The organism is Brevibacterium sp. CSND-B09, assembly GCF_052906525.1.
Map to the genome: position 1 here is coordinate 2,683,695 of NZ_JBREGI010000001.1, position 21,009 is coordinate 2,704,703.

17 protein-coding genes are annotated in these 21,009 nt (G+C 66.5%); 15 read left to right on the forward strand and 2 right to left on the reverse strand.

Annotated features, from left to right (window positions below; translation table 11 throughout):
• Positions 1-3: 3 nt before the first annotated feature.
• Together mshD and ACU4IU_RS11975 are read right to left on the reverse strand one after the other, a co-directional pair.
• Positions 4-1,032, reverse strand: a complete 1,029-nt coding sequence (gene mshD / locus ACU4IU_RS11970; RefSeq protein ID WP_446656845.1) for a mycothiol synthase — start codon at positions 1,030-1,032, stop codon at positions 4-6.
• Entirely contained in the window at positions 1,029-1,934 is a 906-nt protein-coding gene (locus ACU4IU_RS11975) for a winged helix-turn-helix domain-containing protein (protein WP_446656846.1), read from the reverse strand. The genes mshD and ACU4IU_RS11975 overlap by 4 nt, the downstream gene beginning before the upstream one ends.
• Before the next feature lie 130 nt (positions 1,935-2,064).
• On the opposite strand from ACU4IU_RS11975, the gene ACU4IU_RS11980 reads away from it, so the two are divergent.
• The 15 genes from ACU4IU_RS11980 to ACU4IU_RS12050 all read left to right on the forward strand — a co-directional run bounded on the left by ACU4IU_RS11980 (position 2,065) and on the right by ACU4IU_RS12050 (position 20,928).
• Positions 2,065-2,868, forward strand: coding sequence for an ammonia permease (locus ACU4IU_RS11980; protein ID WP_229663971.1), 804 nt, complete (start codon positions 2,065-2,067; stop codon positions 2,866-2,868).
• Between the two features lie 170 nt (positions 2,869-3,038).
• Complete coding sequence (locus ACU4IU_RS11985) at positions 3,039-3,641, forward strand: FABP family protein (protein WP_180345572.1); 603 nt, start codon at positions 3,039-3,041, stop codon at positions 3,639-3,641.
• Between the two features lies 1 nt (position 3,642).
• Complete coding sequence (gene ygfZ / locus ACU4IU_RS11990; protein ID WP_139909109.1) at positions 3,643-4,854, forward strand: CAF17-like 4Fe-4S cluster assembly/insertion protein YgfZ; 1,212 nt, start codon at positions 3,643-3,645, stop codon at positions 4,852-4,854.
• 207 nt (positions 4,855-5,061) lie between these two features.
• Complete coding sequence (gene gabT / locus ACU4IU_RS11995) at positions 5,062-6,426, forward strand: 4-aminobutyrate--2-oxoglutarate transaminase (protein WP_172171569.1); 1,365 nt, start codon at positions 5,062-5,064, stop codon at positions 6,424-6,426.
• A gap of 104 nt (positions 6,427-6,530) precedes the next feature.
• Positions 6,531-8,024: a hypothetical protein gene (locus tag ACU4IU_RS12000; protein WP_446656847.1), complete on the forward strand. Its 1,494-nt coding sequence runs from the start codon at positions 6,531-6,533 to the stop codon at positions 8,022-8,024.
• Positions 8,024-8,803: a response regulator transcription factor gene (locus ACU4IU_RS12005; protein WP_446656848.1), complete on the forward strand. Its 780-nt coding sequence runs from the start codon at positions 8,024-8,026 to the stop codon at positions 8,801-8,803. The genes ACU4IU_RS12000 and ACU4IU_RS12005 overlap by 1 nt, the downstream gene beginning before the upstream one ends.
• 150 nt (positions 8,804-8,953) lie before the next feature.
• Positions 8,954-10,858: a PucR family transcriptional regulator gene (locus ACU4IU_RS12010; RefSeq protein WP_446656849.1), complete on the forward strand. Its 1,905-nt coding sequence runs from the start codon at positions 8,954-8,956 to the stop codon at positions 10,856-10,858.
• A gap of 251 nt (positions 10,859-11,109) precedes the next feature.
• Positions 11,110-12,558 carry a diaminopimelate decarboxylase gene (locus ACU4IU_RS12015; RefSeq protein WP_446656850.1) on the forward strand — a complete coding sequence of 483 codons (1,449 nt, stop codon included), beginning with the start codon at positions 11,110-11,112 and terminating at the stop codon, positions 12,556-12,558.
• A gap of 183 nt (positions 12,559-12,741) precedes the next feature.
• On the forward strand, positions 12,742-14,562 hold the full coding sequence (locus ACU4IU_RS12020; protein WP_181270779.1) for an ABC transporter substrate-binding protein: 1,821 nt from the start codon (positions 12,742-12,744) through the stop codon (positions 14,560-14,562).
• A gap of 162 nt (positions 14,563-14,724) precedes the next feature.
• Positions 14,725-15,882: an ABC transporter permease gene (locus ACU4IU_RS12025; RefSeq protein ID WP_446656851.1), complete on the forward strand. Its 1,158-nt coding sequence runs from the start codon at positions 14,725-14,727 to the stop codon at positions 15,880-15,882.
• Positions 15,882-16,865: an ABC transporter permease gene (locus ACU4IU_RS12030; RefSeq protein WP_434591615.1), complete on the forward strand. Its 984-nt coding sequence runs from the start codon at positions 15,882-15,884 to the stop codon at positions 16,863-16,865. The genes ACU4IU_RS12025 and ACU4IU_RS12030 overlap by 1 nt, the downstream gene beginning before the upstream one ends.
• Positions 16,865-18,520, forward strand: coding sequence for an ATP-binding cassette domain-containing protein (locus ACU4IU_RS12035; RefSeq protein ID WP_139468100.1), 1,656 nt, complete (start codon positions 16,865-16,867; stop codon positions 18,518-18,520). The genes ACU4IU_RS12030 and ACU4IU_RS12035 overlap by 1 nt, the downstream gene beginning before the upstream one ends.
• Positions 18,513-19,559, forward strand: a complete 1,047-nt coding sequence (locus ACU4IU_RS12040; protein WP_139468101.1) for a S66 peptidase family protein — start codon at positions 18,513-18,515, stop codon at positions 19,557-19,559. The genes ACU4IU_RS12035 and ACU4IU_RS12040 overlap by 8 nt, the downstream gene beginning before the upstream one ends.
• 94 nt (positions 19,560-19,653) lie before the next feature.
• Positions 19,654-20,454, forward strand: a complete 801-nt coding sequence (locus ACU4IU_RS12045) for a serine hydrolase (RefSeq protein ID WP_139468102.1) — start codon at positions 19,654-19,656, stop codon at positions 20,452-20,454.
• Positions 20,455-20,619: 165 nt separating this feature from the next.
• Complete coding sequence (locus tag ACU4IU_RS12050; RefSeq protein WP_139468103.1) at positions 20,620-20,928, forward strand: DUF3870 domain-containing protein; 309 nt, start codon at positions 20,620-20,622, stop codon at positions 20,926-20,928.
• The last annotated feature ends 81 nt before the right edge of the window (positions 20,929-21,009 follow it).

The window sequence follows — 21,009 nt, forward strand, 5'->3', positions numbered from 1 at the left end:
GCTCTACTCCTTCTCGTCCGTCGACGCCGTGCTCGCAGAATCAGTGCCGGTGACCTTTGCGGAGGCCGGTGCATAGGCCACGTGCGCGACCGCGACATGGAAACCCAGTCGCTCGTACAAGCCTAGCGCCGGGGCGTTGTCCGATTCGACGTAGAGTTCGATCGTCTCGGCGCCGGCGGTCACCATCCGCCGCATTCCCTCGACCGTCAGCGCCTTGCCCACGCCCTTGGCGTGGATGCGCGGATCGACTCCGACGACATAGACCTCGCCGAGGCGGCCCTCATCATCCGTGTCCGTGATCTTCGTCTGGTGGAATCCGATGACCTCGCCATCGCGGGCGGCGATGATGAAGGTGGTCGGGTCGAAGTCCGCACCGGTGACGACGGCATCGATATCGGCGCGGGTCTGGCCGCCCTGTTCGGGATGCCAGTCGAAGGCGGCGTTGTTCACGGTCAGCCAGCCGTCCTCGTCGCCGGGAGCGAAGGAGCGGATCTCGACCCCGTCGGGGCTCTGGGTCTCGGGGAGGCCGTCGAGGCGCAGACCGGTGTCGGTGCGCATCTGATAGAGCACTCGATCGCGGCCGAGGCCGTGCTTCTGGGCGAGGTGGGCCGCGGCCGGGTGGTCGCCGTGCGACCAGCACCAGGCTTCGGGCTCTTCGTCGAGGATCGTTCTCAGCAGCTGTTCGCCGAGGCCCTGACGACGATGGTCGGGGGCGATGAGGAACTCGGCGGCGTGACGATCCCCCTGCAGGGCGCGGATTCCGAACCCGATGAGCTCGCCGGTCGCGTCTTTGCCGGCGGGGTCGGCATCGGTGGGGCCGGAACCGTCTGCGTCGTCGGCAAATACGCGCCAGACGCTCGAGGCGGTCTGCGCCTCGTGGGCGGTGTCCTCACCGGTGGCGACGGCCATGAGCCCGCCGGAGATCTCGGGGGCGCCATCGGTGGCCGCCACGTCATCGAGGAACTTCAGCTCATCCTCGGTGAGGGTGTCGATCGGGGTGGAGGTGATTGCTCCGCTGGCCTGGATTCTCATGCCGTCACGTCCTCTGAATCTGTGTCTGTGACGCTGTCGGCGCTGAACCGGTAGCCGACGTTGCGCACGGTGTGGATGGCGTTCTCAAGGTCTTTGCCGAGTTTCGCACGGAGGCGGCGAACATGCACGTCAACGGTGCGGGTGCCGCCGAAGTAGTCGTCGCCCCACACGGCGAGCAGGATGTCGTCGCGGGTGAAGACGCGTTCGGGGTGCATGGCGAAGAACTTCAGCAGGGCGAACTCGCGGTAGGTGAGGTCGAGGCTGCGTCCGCCGAGCTCGGCGGTGAACGCGGTCTCGTCGATGCGCAGGTCCCCGGTGACGACGACCATCGGTTCGCCATCGGCATTCCACATTTCCTCGCCCGTGTCACCGAGGCGGCCAGACGTTCCGGGCCCGCCTCCTCGGGCGGTGCCGACGGGGCCGCGTCCGGTGCGAACCGGTCCCCGGCCCCCGGCGTCGCCCCTCGCGCCGAGCCGGCCGGACCCGGCATGCAATCCGCCGGGGAATCCGCTGCCGGAATGAGTTGACGAGGATGCGGCGTGACGGTCACGGGCCACGCGCAGCCGCGCTTCCACCTCGGCGGGGCCGGCAGTGGTGAGGATGAGGTCGGACACGTTCCATCTCGCCGAGGCGGTCGCCAGTCCGCCCTCCCCGAGGACGACGATGACGGGGGCGGTGATCCGCGCCTCGGCGAGCAGGTCGGAGATGCGCGGGGCCAGGGACAGATCGAGGCAGGCGTCGGCGATGACGACGTCGACCGCGGCGGATTCGGCCCGGCGGCTGGACAGGTCCTCGGCGGCGCAGCGGTCGATCTGGTGACCGAGGTACTGCAGGGATTCGGGAGCGAGCGGGGCGTCGAGCCTGGCCGTGGGGCAGATGTGCAGAATCCGCATGTGCTGCATCCACCTCCTCGGCGCCCGTCGTCTCGCCCGTCGTCTGAGGAAGAGTATAGCGAGGCCCCGGCCGGGGCAGCTCCGACGCGCTGCCGCCGGTGGTTACCGCGGGTGTCGCCGGATAAGGCACGATAGTGCTGTGATCAGATGGATTCGAGTAGCCGTCGCCCTGGTGCTGGTGTTGGCCCTCAGTGCCTCCGTGTACTGGGGCTATACGCTGTTCCTGCTGGCGACCGGGCTCATCGTCTTCGGCGTCGCCTATGGCTGGCCGCGTCTGACGGACTCCCCGCAGCCGCGGGCGACGTCGATCATGCTCGCCCTCTTCGGCGTGGGTGGACTCTACGCCGCCTGGCAGGACTCAACGGCTCCCTACCTCGACTGGCTGCCCGTGCTCGCGGGACTCGGTCTGCTGTGGACCTTCGTGCAGAACCTCACCCGCGGAATCGGTGCCTCCTATGCGGTGGCGAACGTGTCCGCGCAGGTCTCCGGTCTCGTCATCGTCCTGTCCGCGAGCACCTGGGTTGCGGCGATCACGGTCCCCGGTGACAAGGAGGCCATCGTCATCGGCCTCGCCTCGCTCATCGTGGCGCAGTGTATGACCGCGCTGCCGTGGCCGGCGATCTACACCTCGCCGTTGGCCATCGCCATGTCCACGGCCGTGGCGGGGATCCTGTCGGTGCTCGTGTTCGCACAGGCGATCTCCTTGGCCATGGCGCTCGTCCTCGGTGTCATCATGGGCCTGCTCGTGGCAGCGGTCGATCGGATGCTCGGGCTCGTCGCCTATGCGAAGTTCCAGGCCGCCAACCTCGAGGCCTCACAGAACATCGAGGTGAAGAAGAACGTCGAGAAGGCCCGGAGCTTCGCCGTTCAGCTCGCCCTCGGTGCCGCCCCGATCGCGCTCGGCGGAGTCGTCGTCTACGCACTCGAACGCGTCGCTTCCTGACCCGGGCTGAATGCACATCACTTTGTCAGGAACTGTAGACTGGGAGCATGGATAATCTTGTTGCTCTCGAAATCGTCTTCTCCAGCCTCGTCGGCATTGCCGCTCTCGGTGCCCTGGGTGTCGGGATCAAGGTCGTCACGGCGCTGTTCAAAGACAACCGCTGATCCCTGATGGTGATCGAACTCGATGCCTCGGTCCATCCCGAGCTCGTCCCTCTGTCCTGGCTGATCGGGTCGTGGGAAGGCGTCGGTGTCGTCGGCTATGCGGACACTCCTGAGAAGCAGTTCGGCCAGCGCATCGACTTCGTCGCCCACGAGGGCACGCCCTTCCTCCAGTACACCGCGCATGCGTGGCTGCTCAGCGAGTCCGGTGATCTCGAGTCGACCCTGACTCTCGAGACCGGAATCTGGCAGCTCGTGCGTCAGCACGACGACGGCGACGTCGGCCCGGGAATGATGGTGCCGACCGAACAGCAGTCCTTCACCTCGGCCGCAGCGGTCGAAACCCTGCGCACGAACGACGACGCCTTCGAGATCGAAGCCGAGATCGTCCATCCGCACGGAGTCATGGAACTCTACGCCGGCACCGTCAAAGGACCGCGCATCGATCTGGCCACCGACGTGGTGGCCAGGACCAAGACCGCGAAGGAGTACACCGCCTCGACGCGGATGTACGGCCTCGTCGGCGGCGAACTCATGTGGGCCTGGGACATGGCAGCCATGGGCCACGAACTCGCCTCCCACTCCTCTGCCAGATTGAAGAAGCTGTCTTAAGATGACTGATCCCGTGTCGCCGAATTCTGACTTCAACGATTCGCCGTCGCCGGAGAACACCGACACCCCCACCGAGGCGGTTCGGCGCTCGTCGCTGGCCCGCGGACTGAGCTCGACCGCGGTGCTCGGGGCCGGCGACCTCGCCGAGACTCCCATCCACTACGGAGCTCCTCTGCGAGAGCAGCGCGTGCTCGAGGAGAAGGACGGTCTCGTCGACCTCGCTCATCTCCGCGTGCTGCGTCTGAGCGGACCTGACCGTCTGACCTGGCTGAACTCGATCACCACGCAGAAGATCGACACCCTGGCCCCCGGAGTGTCCACCGAAACCCTCGTGCTCGATCCGAACGGTCGCATCGAAGGCTGGCTGAAGCTCGTCGACGACGGTGAGGCGCTGTGGGCGATCAGCGACCTCAACACCGACGCGACACTGGACTTCCTGCGCAAGATGGTCTTCATGATGCGCGTCGAGATCGAGGATCTCAGCGACGACTATCAGTGCTTCGGCGCCATCACCGCTCTGCCGGAGACCCTGCCCGTCACCCGGACCTGGTCCGATCCGTGGCCGCACATCGGAAGCGGTTCGGCCTCCTACGCGCAGATCGACATCGGGCACGATGTCGCCGGAACCGACCATCCGGGTCTCGAGACTCCGTTCGTCATCGGCATCGTCAAGCGCTCCGATCTGCAGGGCCTGTCGGCGAACAGCCTCGACATGGCCGGCTTCGACGCCTGGGAGGCCCTGCGGATCGCCGCCTGGCGACCTGGCCGGAATGAAATCGATCACAAGGCCCTCGTCGGCGAACTCGACCTGCTGCGCACGGCCGTGCACCTGGCCAAGGGCTGCTACCGCGGTCAGGAAGCGGTGGCACGCGTCCACAATCTCGGTCAGCCGCCCAGGCGTCTGACCTTCGTCCATCTCGACGGGTCCGGGCACATCGCCCCGGACCCCGGCACCGAGGTGCTCGCCGAGGTCCGCGGGTCCGAACGATCAGTTGGCACTCTGACCTCGGTGACCGTGCACTGGGAGCTCGGACCGATCGGTCTGGCCGTAGTCAAACGGAACCTCGCCCCCGAGGCGCAGCTGAGCTTCGAAATCGGCGACGGCGAACGCGTCATCGGTGCTCAGGAGACGATCGTCGTGCCGATGCGCGAGCACGAGCGCGTGCTTCCGGAACGGAACAGGGACGTCGACGCCCGCAGTCAGAACCGCTGATTGCAGCGAATCTTGGGTGCGGCCAGGGGCTGCCTCTGTCCTCGTTGTGGGCGGTCCGACTCGGGGATTCGACGGTCGATGAACGGCTGCGGATTTCGTACCCGAACTGGCCCGAATCCGCGCGTTCGTCTCTCCGTCGCGGGCGGTTCTGCTCAGCCCTCGGACGGTAAGTGACAAAAAGCGTCGATAACCCCTATTCTTCCCCTTATGACAGCTTTGGAAATTGGCGGCGAAGCTCTGCCGCAGGAACGTAAGATCGTCACCGAGATTCCGGGACCGAAGTCCCGTGAGATCGAGGAACGTCGCAAGTCAGCCGTGGCGACCGGTGTCGGTTCGAGCCTGCCCGCCTACGTGGTCGCGGCCGGCGGCGGCATCCTCAAGGACGCCGACGGCAACCAGCTCATCGACCTCGGCTCGGGCATCGCCGTGACCACGGCCGGCAACGCGAACCCCCGCGTGGTCGAGGCCGCGAAGGCCCAGCTCGAGGCCTTCACCCACACCTGCTTCATGGTCAACCCGTACGAGAGCTACGTCGAAGTCGCCGAAGCCCTCAACCGCCTCACTCCGGGTGACCACGAGAAGCGCACCGTGCTGCTCAACTCCGGTGCCGAGGCCGTCGAGAACGCTGTGAAGATCGCTCGCGCCCACACCGGTCGCGACGCCGTCGTCGTCTTCGACCACGCTTACCACGGTCGGACCAACCTGACCATGGCGATGACTGCGAAGGCAGCACCCTACAAGGCCGGCTTCGGTCCCTTCGCCGGTGAGGTCTACCGCGCACCCATGTCCTACCCGTACCGCGACAACGATGCGGCCGGCACGAAGATCAGCGGTGAGGACGCAGCCAAGCGCGTCATCACGATGATCGAGAAGCAGATCGGCTCCGAATACGTCGCCGCGATCGTCATCGAACCTATCCAGGGTGAGGGCGGCTTCATCGTCCCGGCCGAGGGCTTCCTGCCCACGCTCGTCGACTACGCCCGCGAGAAGGGCATCGTCTTCGTCGCCGACGAGGTGCAGGCCGGATTCGCCCGCACCGGCAAGATGTTCGCCTCCGAGTGGGAGGGCATCGTGCCCGACCTCATCACCACGGCCAAGGGCATCGCGGGCGGTCTGCCGCTGTCGGCCGTGACCGGTCGCGCGGACATCATGGACTCGGTCGGACCGGGCCGCCTCGGCGGAACCTACGGCGGCAACCCCGCCGCCTGTGCCGCAGCACTCGGCGCCATCGCCTCTTACGAAGAGGACGGGCTGCCCGAGCGCGCCCTGGCCATCGGCGAGATCATCGTCGACCGCCTGACGAAGCTGCAGTCGAAGTACCCCGAGGTCGGCGACATCCGTGGCCGCGGTGCCATGATCGCCGCCGAGTTCGTCGAGCACGATTCGATCGAGCCGAACGCGGATCTGGTGAAGAAGATCGCGGACTACTGCGCGAAGAACGGCGTCCTCGTGCTCACCACGGGAACCTTCAGCAACATCCTGCGCTTCCTGCCGCCGCTGACGATCTCCGACGAGCTTCTGGGCGACGCCTTCGACGTCATCGAGGCAGCCCTCGCCGAACTCCTCGGCTGACCCTCCTCCCAATTACTACCTGACGGCGGCCCAGCAACCTCGCGCGAGGTTGCTGGGCCGCCGTCAGGTAGTTCGGGGGAGGCAGTTGTAGCACAATAGAGGCCATGACTTCAGAGATCGACAGCGCGACCGGCACGTCAGCGAGCGTTCCGGCCCGAGTGTGGCACTTCCTTCGGGGGCCGCGCTTCATCGATCTGCCGATCCGTCTGCTGGCCCTCATCATGGGTCTGACGATTCTGGTGCCCGGGTCGTTCGAGATCACCGAACCCCGCTACGCAGGCCTGCTCATCCTCGCCTACGGACTCATCGTCTTAGCCGGCTTCCTGCCGCTGAGCATCGTCATCGCGACGACCGGACTGGGCATCGCTTTCTCCATGCTCTACCCGGACCTGGAGAACATGTTCCCCGAGGCGCTCATCCTCGCCACCGCGGTCCTGATCAGCCGCCGCCGCTGGATCGGCTTCGCGCTGGGCACCATCGGACTGGCCGTCTACCTCGGCGCATCCACCCGACTCGGATCCTATGATGCCGGCTTCGAAGGGTTCACCGACCTCGGCTACGGCTGGCTGACCTACTCGACCCTTGGCCTGTGCGCGTCCTTCGTCGAAGCTCGAATCCGCAGTGAGATCGACCGCCGCGAACGCGCCGCCGTCGACCACCAGAAGTCACTCGATGCCATGCGCGCCCGGTTCACCAGTGACATGCACGACACCATCTCGCACTCGCTGACCACCGAATCCGCGATCATCCGCACCCTGGCGAAGGAAACCGATTCCGAGACCGCGGACCGCCTCCTCGCCGAGTTGGCGCTGGTCAACGCCGAGGCCACGAAACGGCTGCGACAGCTGGTGACGAGCCTGAGCAGGTGGGAGACCGAGGCCTGCTCCGGGGACTCCGCCACCTCCCGGGTCCGGTTTCGCGCCGAGGCGGAGCAGCTGACGACCGCGATCGAGGACGGGTGTGCGGCCGGTTCCGTTCCGCTGACCACCGAGCTCGCCCCGTTGCCGACCCACGCGACAGGCACCTTGTCACACCATTTCCGGGCCGTGATGCTCGAGCTCGCCACGAACGTCATCCGCCACTCCGTTCCGGGCACCCCCGCCACCCTCGCCGTCGAAATGCGAGGTGAGCGCGGTGACCGGGCCGAACTGCTCTGCCGCAGCACGAACGAATCCCCGACCGCCCTGACCAAGGCGCCGAGGTCGCTGTCCCGCCGGGCCACGGCCGTGGGCGGCGTCTGCCGGGTGGACGAGGATGAACGGAGGAGAACCGTCGTCGAGGTGGCCCTGCCGGTCCGTTTCGTCTCCCCGTCCGCGCCGACTTCCTCGAAATCGCATACCGTGCGGTCTTCCTCGAATGTGGTCATGATCGACGTCGTCGATGATGACTTCGACACCAGCGCCGAGGCAACAGGTACTTTGCCGATCTCTGCTGAGTCGGCCGCCACCGACGCCCCCGACCGACTCACGGGCACGGACACCGCTGGTTCCGATTTCTCGGGCGAGGAGACCTACCGCCTCAGCAACGGCAGCCACAGCAACGGCAGCCACAGCAATGGCACCCGCACGAAGGGCGGCCGGGACAAGGTCGACGCCTGATGACGTCGCACTCCCACACGGCCGCGCACACCACCGCGGCCCCGCACCGGACCTCGGAGGCGGCCCCTCACGTGAGACCGGAGACGACCATGCCGCAGGCCGACCACGACATGACCTCTGACTCCGCCGCACGCACCTCCGTGCTCGTCGTCGATGACGATTCGTGGACGACACGAGCGGTGGCAGCGGCGCTCGATGCTGCGGGTTCCTTCCATGTCCTCGACCCGGTGCACTCCGGCGAAGAGGCCATCGCCGCTTTCGACGCCGAGCGTCCCGACCTCGTCCTCATGGACGTCAACATGCCGCCGGGAATGAGCGGCGTCGATGCGACGGCGGCGATCATGGACCTCGACCCCGAAGCCCGCGTTGTGCTCCTGACGACCGTATCGCCTGGTCCGGGAATCGCTCGCGGGCTCGAAGCCGGCGCACTCGCCGTGATCAACAAGACGGCCGGGGAGAGGGAACTCGTCTCGATCGTGCGGGCCGCCTCGGCGGGGGAGAGCCCCGAACTGCTCAGAGGGTTGGCCGAGGACATCGTCATCAGCGGAGATCCCCTGCCCGACGCCCCCGACTCGGCACCGCAGCTGACCGCCCGCGAGATGGAGCTGCTCACCCTGCTCTGCCAGGGCCACAGCTACGAGGAGATCGCCGCCGACCAATCGGTGGCCATGTCCACCATGAAGTCGCACGCCCGCAACCTGCGTCTCAAGCTGGGGGCGCGCAATCTCGCCCAGCTCGTCGTCCGCGCCCTCCAGTTCAAATTCTTCTCCCCGGAATGATCTGCCCCCGTCGAGGCGGCTGGCTGATTCGACTCAACCCAACCCCGCCGAGGCGGCCGACCCGTCCGGTTCATCCCACCCCACCGAGGCGACCGGTTCCGTTGACGCGGACCCTCCCGACCACTGTCGGTCGTTGACTACAGTGGGAGCATGACCGACACCGCGAGTCCGCGACTGTCCCGCCTGATCCGGGACACGGAGGGGTTCCTCCTGCCGCTGACGGAGGTGGCCGACGACGTCGCGGTCGCGCGAGTCGAATTCGGCTTCGACCTGCCAGCCGCCTCTACAGAGCCGTCGGCCGCAGTGCTCACTGCTCCACGCACGGCTCCGCTTTCCGCTGCACGCGCCACTCCGCGCACGGCTTCGACCCCCGAGGCCGCCGACCACGGCTCCTTGAACGGCACAGTCGTCCTCGTCACCGAGCCGGTGCGCAGCCCGGCCGGGCTCGATTCCGTGCTGACCGACTATGCGGGAGCCGCCGCTCTCGTCGTCCCGCCCGGAACGCACAGCCACCTCGGTGACGGGGCCGACCTGCGGGGGAGTGCGGGCCGGGCTCCGGTCCTCCTCGAACGATCGCCGCATGTGACGTGGTCGGAGATCCTCGTCCATCTGCGACAGCTCATCGAGGGGGCGACGAGCGCCCTGGCCTGGCCTGATGTCGACGACCTCAGCGCCCTGGCCGCCGTCATCGCCGAAACCACGGGCGCGTCGATCACGATCGAGGACCCGGCCTCGCGAGTGCTCGCGCATGCGAACCTCGGCGACGAACTCGATGAGATCCGTCGCGAGACGATCCTGTCCGGGGCCATTCCCGACTGGCGGATCGCCGAACTCGAGGAATCCGGGTTCCTCGACACGATCCGCCGTTCCACCGATGTCGTCGAACGTCCCGCCGAAGGCACATCACCGGCTCGATCGGTCATCGCCCTGCGCAGCGAGGGCGAACTCATCGGGACGATCTGGGCGGCCTACCCGGCCGAGGTCGACCCCGAACCGCTGCGCGAGGTGCTGCGCGACGCCGCCCGCGCGGCCCTGCCCGTGATGCTGCGGACCCTGCGTCGGTCACCGTTCGAGAAGCGCATCCGCCGGGAGGCTCTCGGCGGGATCCTCGCCGGCTCGGCCGATCTCGGGCCGTCGGCGACCCTGCTGTCGCTGCCGTTCTCGGGCAGTTACTGCGTTCTTGCCTTCACCGAGGTAACCCCCGACCGAGAGCCCGTCCTGCGGTTCCATCTGCGGGCCGCCTTCGCCGATGCCGTGCTCGCGCACGTGAGCTCTGCCGGTGCCGCACACGCCGGACATGGTTCTGTCCCTGTCGGCCCGGCAGATGTCAGCATGGGTCGATCCGGAACCGGGGAGCGGGTCCACCTCGCGGCATTGGTGCAGATGAGCGAGCCGATGAACGCCGAACAGGTGCGCGCTCACGTCATCGCCGCTCTGCGCAGGTCCCTGCCGAAGTCGGAGACCCTGTGCTTCGGAGTCGGCACCCCGGTCGACCGCCTCGATGCCGTGCACCGGTCGTGGACCGAAGCCGCATACGTCGTCGACGCCGTGCAGGCTGTCACCGAGGCGGGGCCTGGCGCGGACGACGAGGACGTGGACCCGACCCCACAGAAGAGTTCGGTTACGCGCGCAAGTCCGAGTACTCACGGCCGAATCGTCGGGGCGACCATCCGCGACGTGGCAGCGAGAGTCGTGGGTCTGCAGGTCGCCGATACGCTGCTGGCCGCAGATGAGCGCGTGATCGGCGGAGGGCCCGGACCTGCCGACGGACGAGCACCCACCGGCCAGCGGGCTCAGTCGGGCGCAGGAGTACTCGGTCCGGCGCAGGCACTGGCAGCTCACGACTCTCAGCACAACGGCAGCCTGCTCGAGACCCTGCGCGTCTACTTCGCCACGGTCGGCAACTCGGCCGAGGCCTCCCGCCGACTTCATGTGCACACGAATTCGCTGCGGCATCGCCTCGGCCGGATCGAGGAGATCACCGGACTCTCAACGGCGGAACCGGCCGAGCGGCTCTGGCTCGAACTCTCCGTGCTCGCCCACGACCGGTCGTGAGAAACCTACAATCAGCCCCCGCGAACATTGGCGAATTATCGTGCGTTCTTCGAGGTCAGCCGTCCTAAAGTGACAACAGATCTCGAACAAAGGACGTTATGCCCAGTCACCACCATGCGATTCCGAACCGTCGCGCCCGAGCAATCCGAATGATCGCAGAGAACAGTGTGTCGCCTCACCGCTCAGCCGATCCGGCACAGTCGGCACACGCCTCCGCACCGTCGGATTCGGCTACTGCACAATCGGATTCGGTGCCCACACTGCCGGCAAACGCTTCCGCGCAATCGGACTCCGTCCCGGCGCTGACCGATGAGGCGGCTGTGCTCGGACTCATGGATCTTGATTGGGTCGACACCGCCTTCGACCGGCTGACCTCGGCATTCGCATCAGATCGCGAGGTGCTCCACGCAGTGGCGTGCAAGGCGGTGCCGCTGCCGTCGTTGCTGCGCCGGTTCGCCGAGGTGGGAGCCGGCTGCGAGGTCGCCAGCCCCGGCGAACTCGAACTCGCCCTCTCGGCCGGGTTCGCACCCGACCGCATCGTCTTCGACTCCCCAGCCAAGACCTGGGCCGAACTGTGCCGGGCCGTCGACCTCGGCGTCTCGATCAATGTCGACAACTTCGACGAACTCTCCCGCCTCGACACGATCCTGGCGGATCGGAACAGCACGGCCGTCACAGACGCCGCGCCCGCCTCGGCCAAAATCGGAATCCGCATCAATCCGCAGTCGGGCACGGGCACGATCGGCGCCTTGAGCACCGCCACCGAAACCTCGAAATTCGGTATCGGCCTCGCCGACCCGGGTGCCCGCGAGGCCCTCATCGAGGCCTACCTCGCTCGCCCATGGCTGAGCCAGATCCACGTCCACTCCGGCTCGCAGGGCATCACCCTCGACAAAGCCGCCGTCGGAATCCGCGCCGCCGTCGACCTCGCCGAGGAGATCAACTCCCGTGCCTCGACCAGGCGGATCACGCGCATCGACATCGGCGGGGGACTGTCGGTGAACTTCGACGGTGAGGACATCACCCCGACCTTCGCCGACTACCGCTCGGTGCTCGAGGAGGAGGTGCCGGGCCTGTTCGGCTTCGACATCGTCACCGAATTCGGCCGCGCCCTCCTCGCCAAGGCCGGCACCATCCTCACCCGCGTCGAATACGCGAAGACCACCGGCGGGCGCCGCATCGTCATGACCCAGGCCGGCGTCCAGGTCGCCACCCGCACCGCTTATGCCCCGAACGACTGGCCCCTGCGGATCCTGCCGTTCACCTCGGACGGGAACCCCAAGACCGCCGAAGAGGCCGACACCGAGGTCGTCCCGACCGACGTCGCCGGACCCGCCTGCTTCTCCGGCGACCTCCTGGCCCGGGATCGGATGCTGCCGCGCCTCGACGCGGGTGACCTCGTCGCCGTGCCCGAGACAGGTGCCTATTACTTCTCGAATCCGTTCTCCTACAATCTGCTCCCGCGGGTGCCGATCTTCGGCTACCGCACTGCTCCCGGCGGCGGCATCGAGTTCAGCATCATCCGCCGCGGGCAGACGATCGCTGAGATCCTCGCCGAGGCGGGCGAGACCGAACTGCGCCCACTGAGCCCGGCGAACCGCGGGCTGAGCCCGGCGAGCCGCGCGTTGAGCCCGGACGGACGTGCGCTGAACCCGGACGATCGCGAAACCGCTGCCGAACCTCTTGCCCACGGCAGCTGATTTCGAACCGCCTGTGGCATCTGCACAGTGACCGGCTGGCATATTTGTGTGTTGTTGTGCCGTTTTCACGTCACTTCGAACGTAGAGTGATGGAGAACACATCTGCTCTGACCCGGGAGAACACCCCGATTCACCCGGGTCAGGGGAGGACAAGTGAATCACCGCACGAGAAGAAAGACGAAGATGTTCACTTCACACTCACTGCGCAGAGGCTGGCAACGGTGCCTGGCCGGCGTCGCAGCACTCGCCCTTGCCGGATCGATGGCCGCCGCCCCGGCGCAGGCCGCCACCTCGGAGGCTCCGGCCTCCGAGAACGTGCTGCGGATCGCCACCGACGGTTTCATCGACTCCTTCAACCCGTTCACGTCCTTCTACCTCGTGCCGACGAACACCTTCCGGTACATGTACGAGAACCTCGTGGCCAACGACGCCAAGGACGGTTCGATCACCGAGGGGCTCGCCACCGAATGGAACACGGACTCCGAGGGCAAGGTCTGGACCTACACGATCCGTCCGGACATGAAATGGTCCGATGGTGAACCGCTGACCTCGAAAGACGTCGCCTGGACCTACAACCAGATGATGGAGAAGGAAGAGATGGCGGTGGCCAACGGCAGCCTCGTCGAAAACTTCGACAAGGTCGAGGCCCCCGACGACGGCACCGTCAAGATCACTCTGAAGAAGCCGCAGGCGAACAACCCCGGCCAAGAGATCCCCGTCGTGCCCGAGCACGTCTGGTCGAAGATCGACAAGCCCGGCGAATTCAAGAACGATGAGAAGTCCGTCGGCTCGGGACCCTTCCAGCTCGAGAGCTACGAGGCGAACAAGTCGATCACGCTCAAGGCGAACCCGAACTTCTGGCGCGGCAAGCCGAAGCTCGACGAGATCCAGTACCGCTACTACACGAACTCAGATGCGCAGGTGCAGGCGATCCGCTCCGGCGAAGTCGACTTCATCACCGGGCTCAGCCCCGACCAGTTCACGGCGCTGGAGAACGCGGACAACGTCGAACTCAACGACGGCAACGGCCGCCGCTTCAATGGAATCTCCATCAACCCGGGCGTCGCCGACGCCAAGGGCAAGGAATTCGGCACCGGCAATGAGGCGCTGAAGGACAAGAAGGTCCGCCAGGCAATCCGCGCCGGCATTGACACCGAGACCCTGCGCAAACAGGTCATGCAGGACTATGCGCAGCCGGCCACGAGCTTCATTCCTGCCGTCTACCCGGACTGGGCACTCAAGTCCGACAACTCCGTCATCAGCGGATTCGACGTGGCCGAGGCGAAGAAGCTCCTCGACGACGCCGGCTGGAAGGAAGGATCCGGCGGCATCCGCGAGAAGGACGGTGAGAAGCTGCAGCTGCGCTTCCTCACCGACGCCGACGCGCCGATCGAACAGAGCACCGCGAAGTTCCTCAAACCGTGGATGAAGGACATCGGCATCGACCTGAAGAACGAGTCCTCTGACGTCGACACGGTGTCCGAACGCACCACCAAGGGCGACTACGATATGTACTTCTCCGGCTGGTCGATCAATCCCGATCCCGACTACCAGCTGAGCATCAACACCTGCGGTCAGCGCCCCGACGCCGACGGCAACGGCGGCACCAGCCAAGACGGCTGGTGCAACAAGGAATTCGACAAGCTCTATCAGGCTCAGCACGTCGAGCTCGACCAGGCCAAGCGTCAGGACCTCGTGCAGAAGGCCCAGGCCATCCACTACGAGGAAGCCCCCTCGGTGACGCTGTGGTACCCGAACCAGCTCGAGGCCTACCGCTCCGATCGGTTCGACAACTTCACCAAACAGCCCAGCGACGGCGGTGCCATCGCCAACCAGGTCGGCTACTGGGGATATTCCTCGGTCGAACCCGTCAGCGAAGAGGAAGCCACCGGCGGCGGAATGGGCGCAGGAGGGTGGATCGGCATCGCGGCAGCGGTCATCGTCGTCCTCGGCGGAGGCGGCTGGCTGCTCAGCCGTCGCAAGAAGTCCGACGACCGCGAATAGTCCCCACACCCACAGTCCGGGTGCCGCACCATCCGCACCACCTGCGGCACCCGGACTCACGGGCCAGTCCGCACCACCTGCGGCACCCGGACTCACGGGCCAGTCCGCACCACCTGCGGCACCCGGGCCCACGGTCCCGTCCCCACCACCTGGAGCACCACAGTGAGCACACCCACCCACGATCCCCAGTCCGGGGATCGCCCTGACCGAGGACCGGGCACGGCGAACCCGGGCACCGACCCCACGAACCCCAGCCCCGCCTCAGCGAAGGGATCCGCGGCAACCGCCGACGCGAACCCCGCCGACGCGAACCCCGCCACCGTCGATATGGACGAACCACCGGCCGGCGGATCGTTCGCCCGTTACTTCCTGCGCAAGCTCGGCGGGGCCGCGACCTCGATGGTCCTCGTCATCGTGCTCGGCTTCTTCGCCTTCCGGATGCTGCCCGGCGATCCCGTGCTCAAGATCGCGAAGGAACGGCCGATGTCGCCGGCGCAGATCGCCGAACTGCGCAGCCAATACGGACTCGACAAACCCGTGATCGTCCAGTTCTGGGACTACCTCGTCGGCATCGTCACCGGTGACCTCGGCGAGTCCTACGTGTACCGGAAATCCGTGTCCTCGCTCATCGGCGAATACCTCGGCCCGACGCTGCTGCTCACCGCCACCGCGGCCGTCATCGCCATCGTCCTGGGCCTGTGGCTCGGACAGATCTCGGCCTGGCGCCGAAATTCCCTGTTCGACAAGCTCGCCTCCTCGACCTCGCTGATCTTCTGGTCCGTGCCGACGTTCTGGCTCGGCCTCATCCTGCTCATGATCTTCGGCGGCACCCTCCAATGGCTGCCCACCGGCGGCATGATCACCCCCGGCCTCGACCCATGGTCACCGGCCGGAATCATCGACGTCATCAAACACCTCATCCTCCCCGTCGTCTCGCTCGTCGCCGTCGTCTACGCACAGTTCCTCATGATCATGCGCGCCTCCCTGCTCGAGGAGATGAACGAGGACTACCTCACGACCGCCCGCGCGAAAGGACTCACCGAGGATGAGGTCCGCCGCCGTCACGCCGTGCCGAATGCGCTGCTGCCGACCGTCACCGTCGTCTTCCTCCACATCGGCGGACTCATCGCCGGCGCAGTCACGGTCGAAGCCGTGTTCTCGTGGCCGGGACTGGGCAAGCTCACCTTCGAAGCCATCCGCGGCCCCGACCTGCCGCTGCTGCAGGGCACCTTCGTCGTGTTCTCGGCGATCATCATCGTGATGAACCTCGCCGCCGACATCGTCTACCGATTCCTCGATCCCCGCGTCAGGAGGGCCTGATGAGCGCGAACACCCCCGCCGAGGCGGCCCCCGGCCCCTCATCGAACGAACCGAATCCGCGTGGTTCGGAAACCCGGGGATCCATCCCCGCCGTCGACGGCGCGAAGCTCGTGCGCGAACGCCGCCTGAACAACGCGAAGAAGAACTGGGCGCTCTTCCGCTCCGACGTTCCGGCGCTCATCGGCGCCGTCGTGCTCCTCTTCTTCATCGTCATCGCGATCGCCGCACCGCTCATCGCCCCGGCCTCGATGCTCGATGTCACGAAGCAGCTCGACGTGCCGCGCTATGCCCCGCCGAGCCTCGACCACCCCTTGGGCACCGATGACCTGGGACGGGAGCTGTGGGTGCGCATCCTCTGGGGAGCGCGCGTGTCGATCCTCGTCGGCGTCGCCGCGACCGTCATGTCGATGATCATCGGCACCATCATGGGCCTGGCCGCAGGTCACTTCACGGGACTGTTCGGCGGCATCATCATGCGCATCGTCGACTTCTTCATCGTCCTGCCGTCCCTGCTTCTCGCGATCGTGCTGTCCTCCGTGCTCGAGCGCGGTGTCTTCACGATCGTCGTCGCCATCGGACTGACCTCATGGGCGTCGACCGCACGGATCGTGCGCTCGCAGACGTTGAGCGTCGAATCTCGGCTCTACATCGAAAGGGCGCGCATCCTCGGTGCCGGACATTCCCATATCCTGTTCCGTCACCTGCTGCCTGCGGTGATGCCGCTCGTGCTCGCGAACACGACGCTGACCGTCGGTGGGGCGATCATCGCCGAATCGACGCTGTCGTTCCTCGGCCTCGGGGACACGTCGAAGGAATCGTGGGGCACGATCCTGAAGAACTCGATGGACGTGTCCGCGGCGACCTCCGGCTACTGGTGGTACGTGCTCACCCCGGGTGTGGCGATCCTGCTCGTCGTGCTCGCCTTCACGATGGTCGGGCGCGCATTCGAGGCCATCATCAACCCTGCCCTGAGGAGCCGCTGATGACCGACCTTCATTTCGAGAACGTCTCGATCACCTACCGCTCCTCATCCGACCGCGGCGACGTCGTCGCCGTGGAAGACGTCAGCCTCGACCTGCCCGCCGGTGCCACCCTGGGCATCGCGGGGGAGTCCGGGTCGGGGAAGTCGACCCTGATCATGTCGGCTCTGCGCCTGCTGCCGAAGTCGGCTCGCCTCGACGGGCGGGTCCTCCTCGGCGGGCAGGACATCCGGGAGCTGAGCTTCGGCCAGATCCGCGCGGTCCGGTGGGCGCAGGCCTCGATCGTCTTCCAAGGAGCTCTGCACTCTCTCAACCCCGTCCGCGAGGTGGGGCAGCAGATCATCGAAGCCCTCGAACATCACTCGAAGGGCACGTGGACGACCCCGCAGAAGCGCCGCGACCGGATGTTCGAACTCCTCGCCGAGGTCAACCTCGAGGCATCGAAGTCGAGCGCATATCCGCACGAGCTCTCCGGCGGGCAGAAACAGCGCATCATGATCGCCATGGCGCTCGCCTGCGAGCCCGATATCATCATCGCCGACGAACCGACGACGGCTCTCGACGTCATCGTGCAGAAGCAGATCCTGTCCGGCCTGGCCCGCCTCGTCGCCGAACGCGGAATCTCCCTGCTGATGATCAGCCACGACCTCGCCGTGCTCTCGGCCGTGTGCGCGAAACTCGCGATCATGCGTCACGGCCGCCTCGTCGAATACGGACCGAGCGACGAAGTGTGCCTGTCTCCGCAGGAGGACTACACGAAGCAGCTGGCCGGTGCGTTTCCGCAGATCGGGGACCCCGAATCCCGGCTGAATCCCCGAACACTCAAACCCGCCGAGGTGGTCCGGGCCGAACCATTCACCATGACGGATGAGGTAGTGCTCGAGGCGAAGGATCTCAGTGTCTCCTTCGACACCCGGCGGGGTCGTGAACGTGCGGTGCGCGGTGTGGACCTGCAGCTGCGGAAGGCGGAGATCCTCGCCGTCGTCGGCCAGTCCGGCTCGGGGAAGACGACTCTGGCACGGTCGCTGCTCGGTCTGCAGGAGGTGGAAGCGGGTTCGCAGCTGTCGTTCGCGGGCAAGGCTCTGCCGAAGAAGGCGAAGGAGCTGCGAGCATTTCGGCAGAAGGTGCAGATGATTCTGCAGGACCCGGCCGGATCGCTCAATCCCAAACGCAGCGTGTACGAGGCCGTGGTCGAGGGCCTGAAGGTTCAGGGGATCAAGGACCGGGAGTACGAGAGGGTCATCGGCGCGCTCGAAGCCGCCGAGCTCACCCCGGCCGAGGACTATCTCGAGTCGATTCCGCAGGAGCTCTCCGGCGGACAGCGGCAGCGCGTCGTCATCGCCGGCGCACTGGCTCTCGACCCGCAGGTGCTCATCGCCGATGAGCCGGTGGCGTCGCTGGATGCCTCGGTGCGCGGGGAGATCCTGTCGCTGTTCCTCGCGCTGAAGAAGAACTTCGGGATGAGTGCGCTCATCATCACCCACGACCTCGGCCTGGCCTGGAACATCGCGGATACGGTGGCGGTGATGAAGAGAGGGGAGATCGTCGAATACGGTGAGGTCGACAGGGTGCTGTCCGATCCGCAGCACGAGTACACTCAGGAGCTGCTCGCCGCGGTTCCCCGATTGGGAAGTCAGAGTCTGGTGAGGAATGAGTAAGCCGAGCCCATATCTCGATTCTGCGCCGCTGTCGCCCGGTGACACCGTTCGCCTCATTGCGCCGTCGGGACCCACCGACGAGGAGTCGCTGCAGCGGGCCATCGCCCAGCTGGAATCCTGGGGCTTCGACGTCGTGCCGGGGGCCAACGTCCGCAGCCGGCACCCGCGGGTGAAGTATCTGGCCGGCACGGACGCCGAGCGCCGGGCCGATCTCGTCGACGCGTGGTGCGATCCGGACACGGATGCGGTCATCGCGCTCCGCGGAGGGTTCGGAGCCATGCGCCTGCTCGACGGCATCGACTTCGACCTCATGCGCCGGCACATGCTGCGCAGGGACGGCCGTCCCAAGCTGCTCACCGGCTCCTCGGACATCACCGCACTCCACCAGGCCTGGGAACACCACCTCGGCGTCGCGACTCTGTTCTGCCCGATGGTCGGCAATGACCCGTTCAAGAACTCGACGGTCGTGCCCGACGAGGTGGCCTCGTGGCTGTTTCATCCCTGGGGCGGGCGCGAACTCGGCTTCCCCGCAGAGGCCTCGACGGAGGGCACCGCTGCGGCGGAGCAGACCGCTGCGACCCGCCCGCTCAGCCGGGCGCAGACGTTGGTTCCGGGGTCGGCGAGGGGCCGCCTCGGCGGGGGAAATCTCAGTCTCATCGCCGCGGGGATGGGCAGTCCCGAGCTCATCGACGTGCGGGAACGACGCGAGCATCGGGGTCCGAGCATCCTCATGCTCGAAGACGTCGACGAGGAGCTGTACCGGCTCGACAATCTCATGGTGCAGCTGGTCCGCGGCGGGTGGTTCACCTCGGCGGATGCGGTGGTGCTCGGCTCGTGGGAGGACTGCGCGCCCGTCCACGAGGTGGAGGCGCTGATGATCGACTACCTCGGCGGTCTGGGAATCCCGATCGTGTCTGAGATGGGCTTCGGCCACGATCCCGATGCGCCGAGCGCCCCACTCGGCGTCGACGTCACGCTCAAGGCGGAGCCCGGGGAACGGCCGCGGCTGTGGGTGGATCACGCGGGTGGGCAGGCATGATGGTGCCGACCACGTGCCGATGGCCCGGCTCGGTGAGGCGAACGAATCGCGGGCGCGCAGACATGAACGAAACGAGACTGACAGGAGCACGCTGATGAGCGAACTGAAATTCGATGGACTGCCCGGAGTGCGATTCAGCGCTCTGGCCTTCGACGTCGACAGTGGGGAACGGGTGTTCGCCCACAATGAGAACGACGAACTCGACACCGCCAGCATGGGCAAGGTCTTCCTCCTCCACACTGCCTTGCAGATGTACAAGGACGGCACGCTTGACCTGGAGGAACGCCTGCATCGGCGGCCTTCGGAGAGGGTCGACGAATCGGGGATCTGGTACCTCATGGAGCAGGACGATCTGAGCATCTTCGACGTCGCTCTGCTCATCGGGGCGTTCAGCGACAACTTCGCCACGAACGTGCTCATCCGCAGGGTCGGGCTGGAGAATGTTGCGGATCAGGTGGAGAAGCTCGGGTACAGGAACTCGGGTCTGCACGACTTTCTGCGCTGGCCGCGCCCGGCCAAAGCGCCGCGGACACTGTCGACGGGCACGGCCGCGGAGCTCAGTGATTTCATGGCCAGGCACGCCAAGGACGAATTCTGGGACGAGTCGACGAACGAGGTCTTCCGGCGCTGGTTGGGAGCCGGCGCGGACACCTCGATGGTCGCCTCGGCGTTCGATCTGGACCCGCTCGCTCACTACAACTACCAGCGGGACGTGTGGGTGTGGAACAAGACCGGCACGAACGGGACGATCCGGGCCGATGCCGGGATCGTGATGACGCCTACGCGTCGCGTCGCCTATGCGGTGTTCGCGAACTGGGAACCGGGCACCGACCGCGTCGTCGACGTCATGCCGATCATGCGGCAGGCCGGCAACGCGATCCACCGGTTCCTCTGAGCGTCCACTGCGTTCGACTGCCGTCGATGGGAACTCGCCTTTCGCCTGACGAATGTCCCCGGCGGCAGTCGTCGCCTGCCGGGCGACTCGCGGCCGCTCTGGGAGCGCCCCGGCTGCTTTCGGACCGGTCTCGGCGCCGAGAGCCGTGGGGTAGTCTGGTGGGCGATGTCCGATACGATCTACCTCACAGGCGAAGCGAAGGCTCCGTCGAACAACCCGATCACCAACCAGTTCGGTCTGTTCTACGTGGCATTCGAGATCCAGCCGGACACCCACCGAATCCTCGATGTGGACTGCACGGCGACGTTGGCTCTGACCCGGAACTTCATTCGGAGCCTGTTCGTCGATGCCGACATCACGGACCCTGGTCGACTGATAGAGCGCATCCAGCGCCGCTACCACGGATCCTCGCAGAAGGCGCTGATCACAGCAGTGAACAACGCCGCGAAGAAGTACCGCGAGGTCACCGCTTAGGCAGCGCCTTCGACCACCCCGATTGCCCGGGCCCTCACCGGACCGGATCCGATCGACAACTGCACATTGCTCCATCCCGGA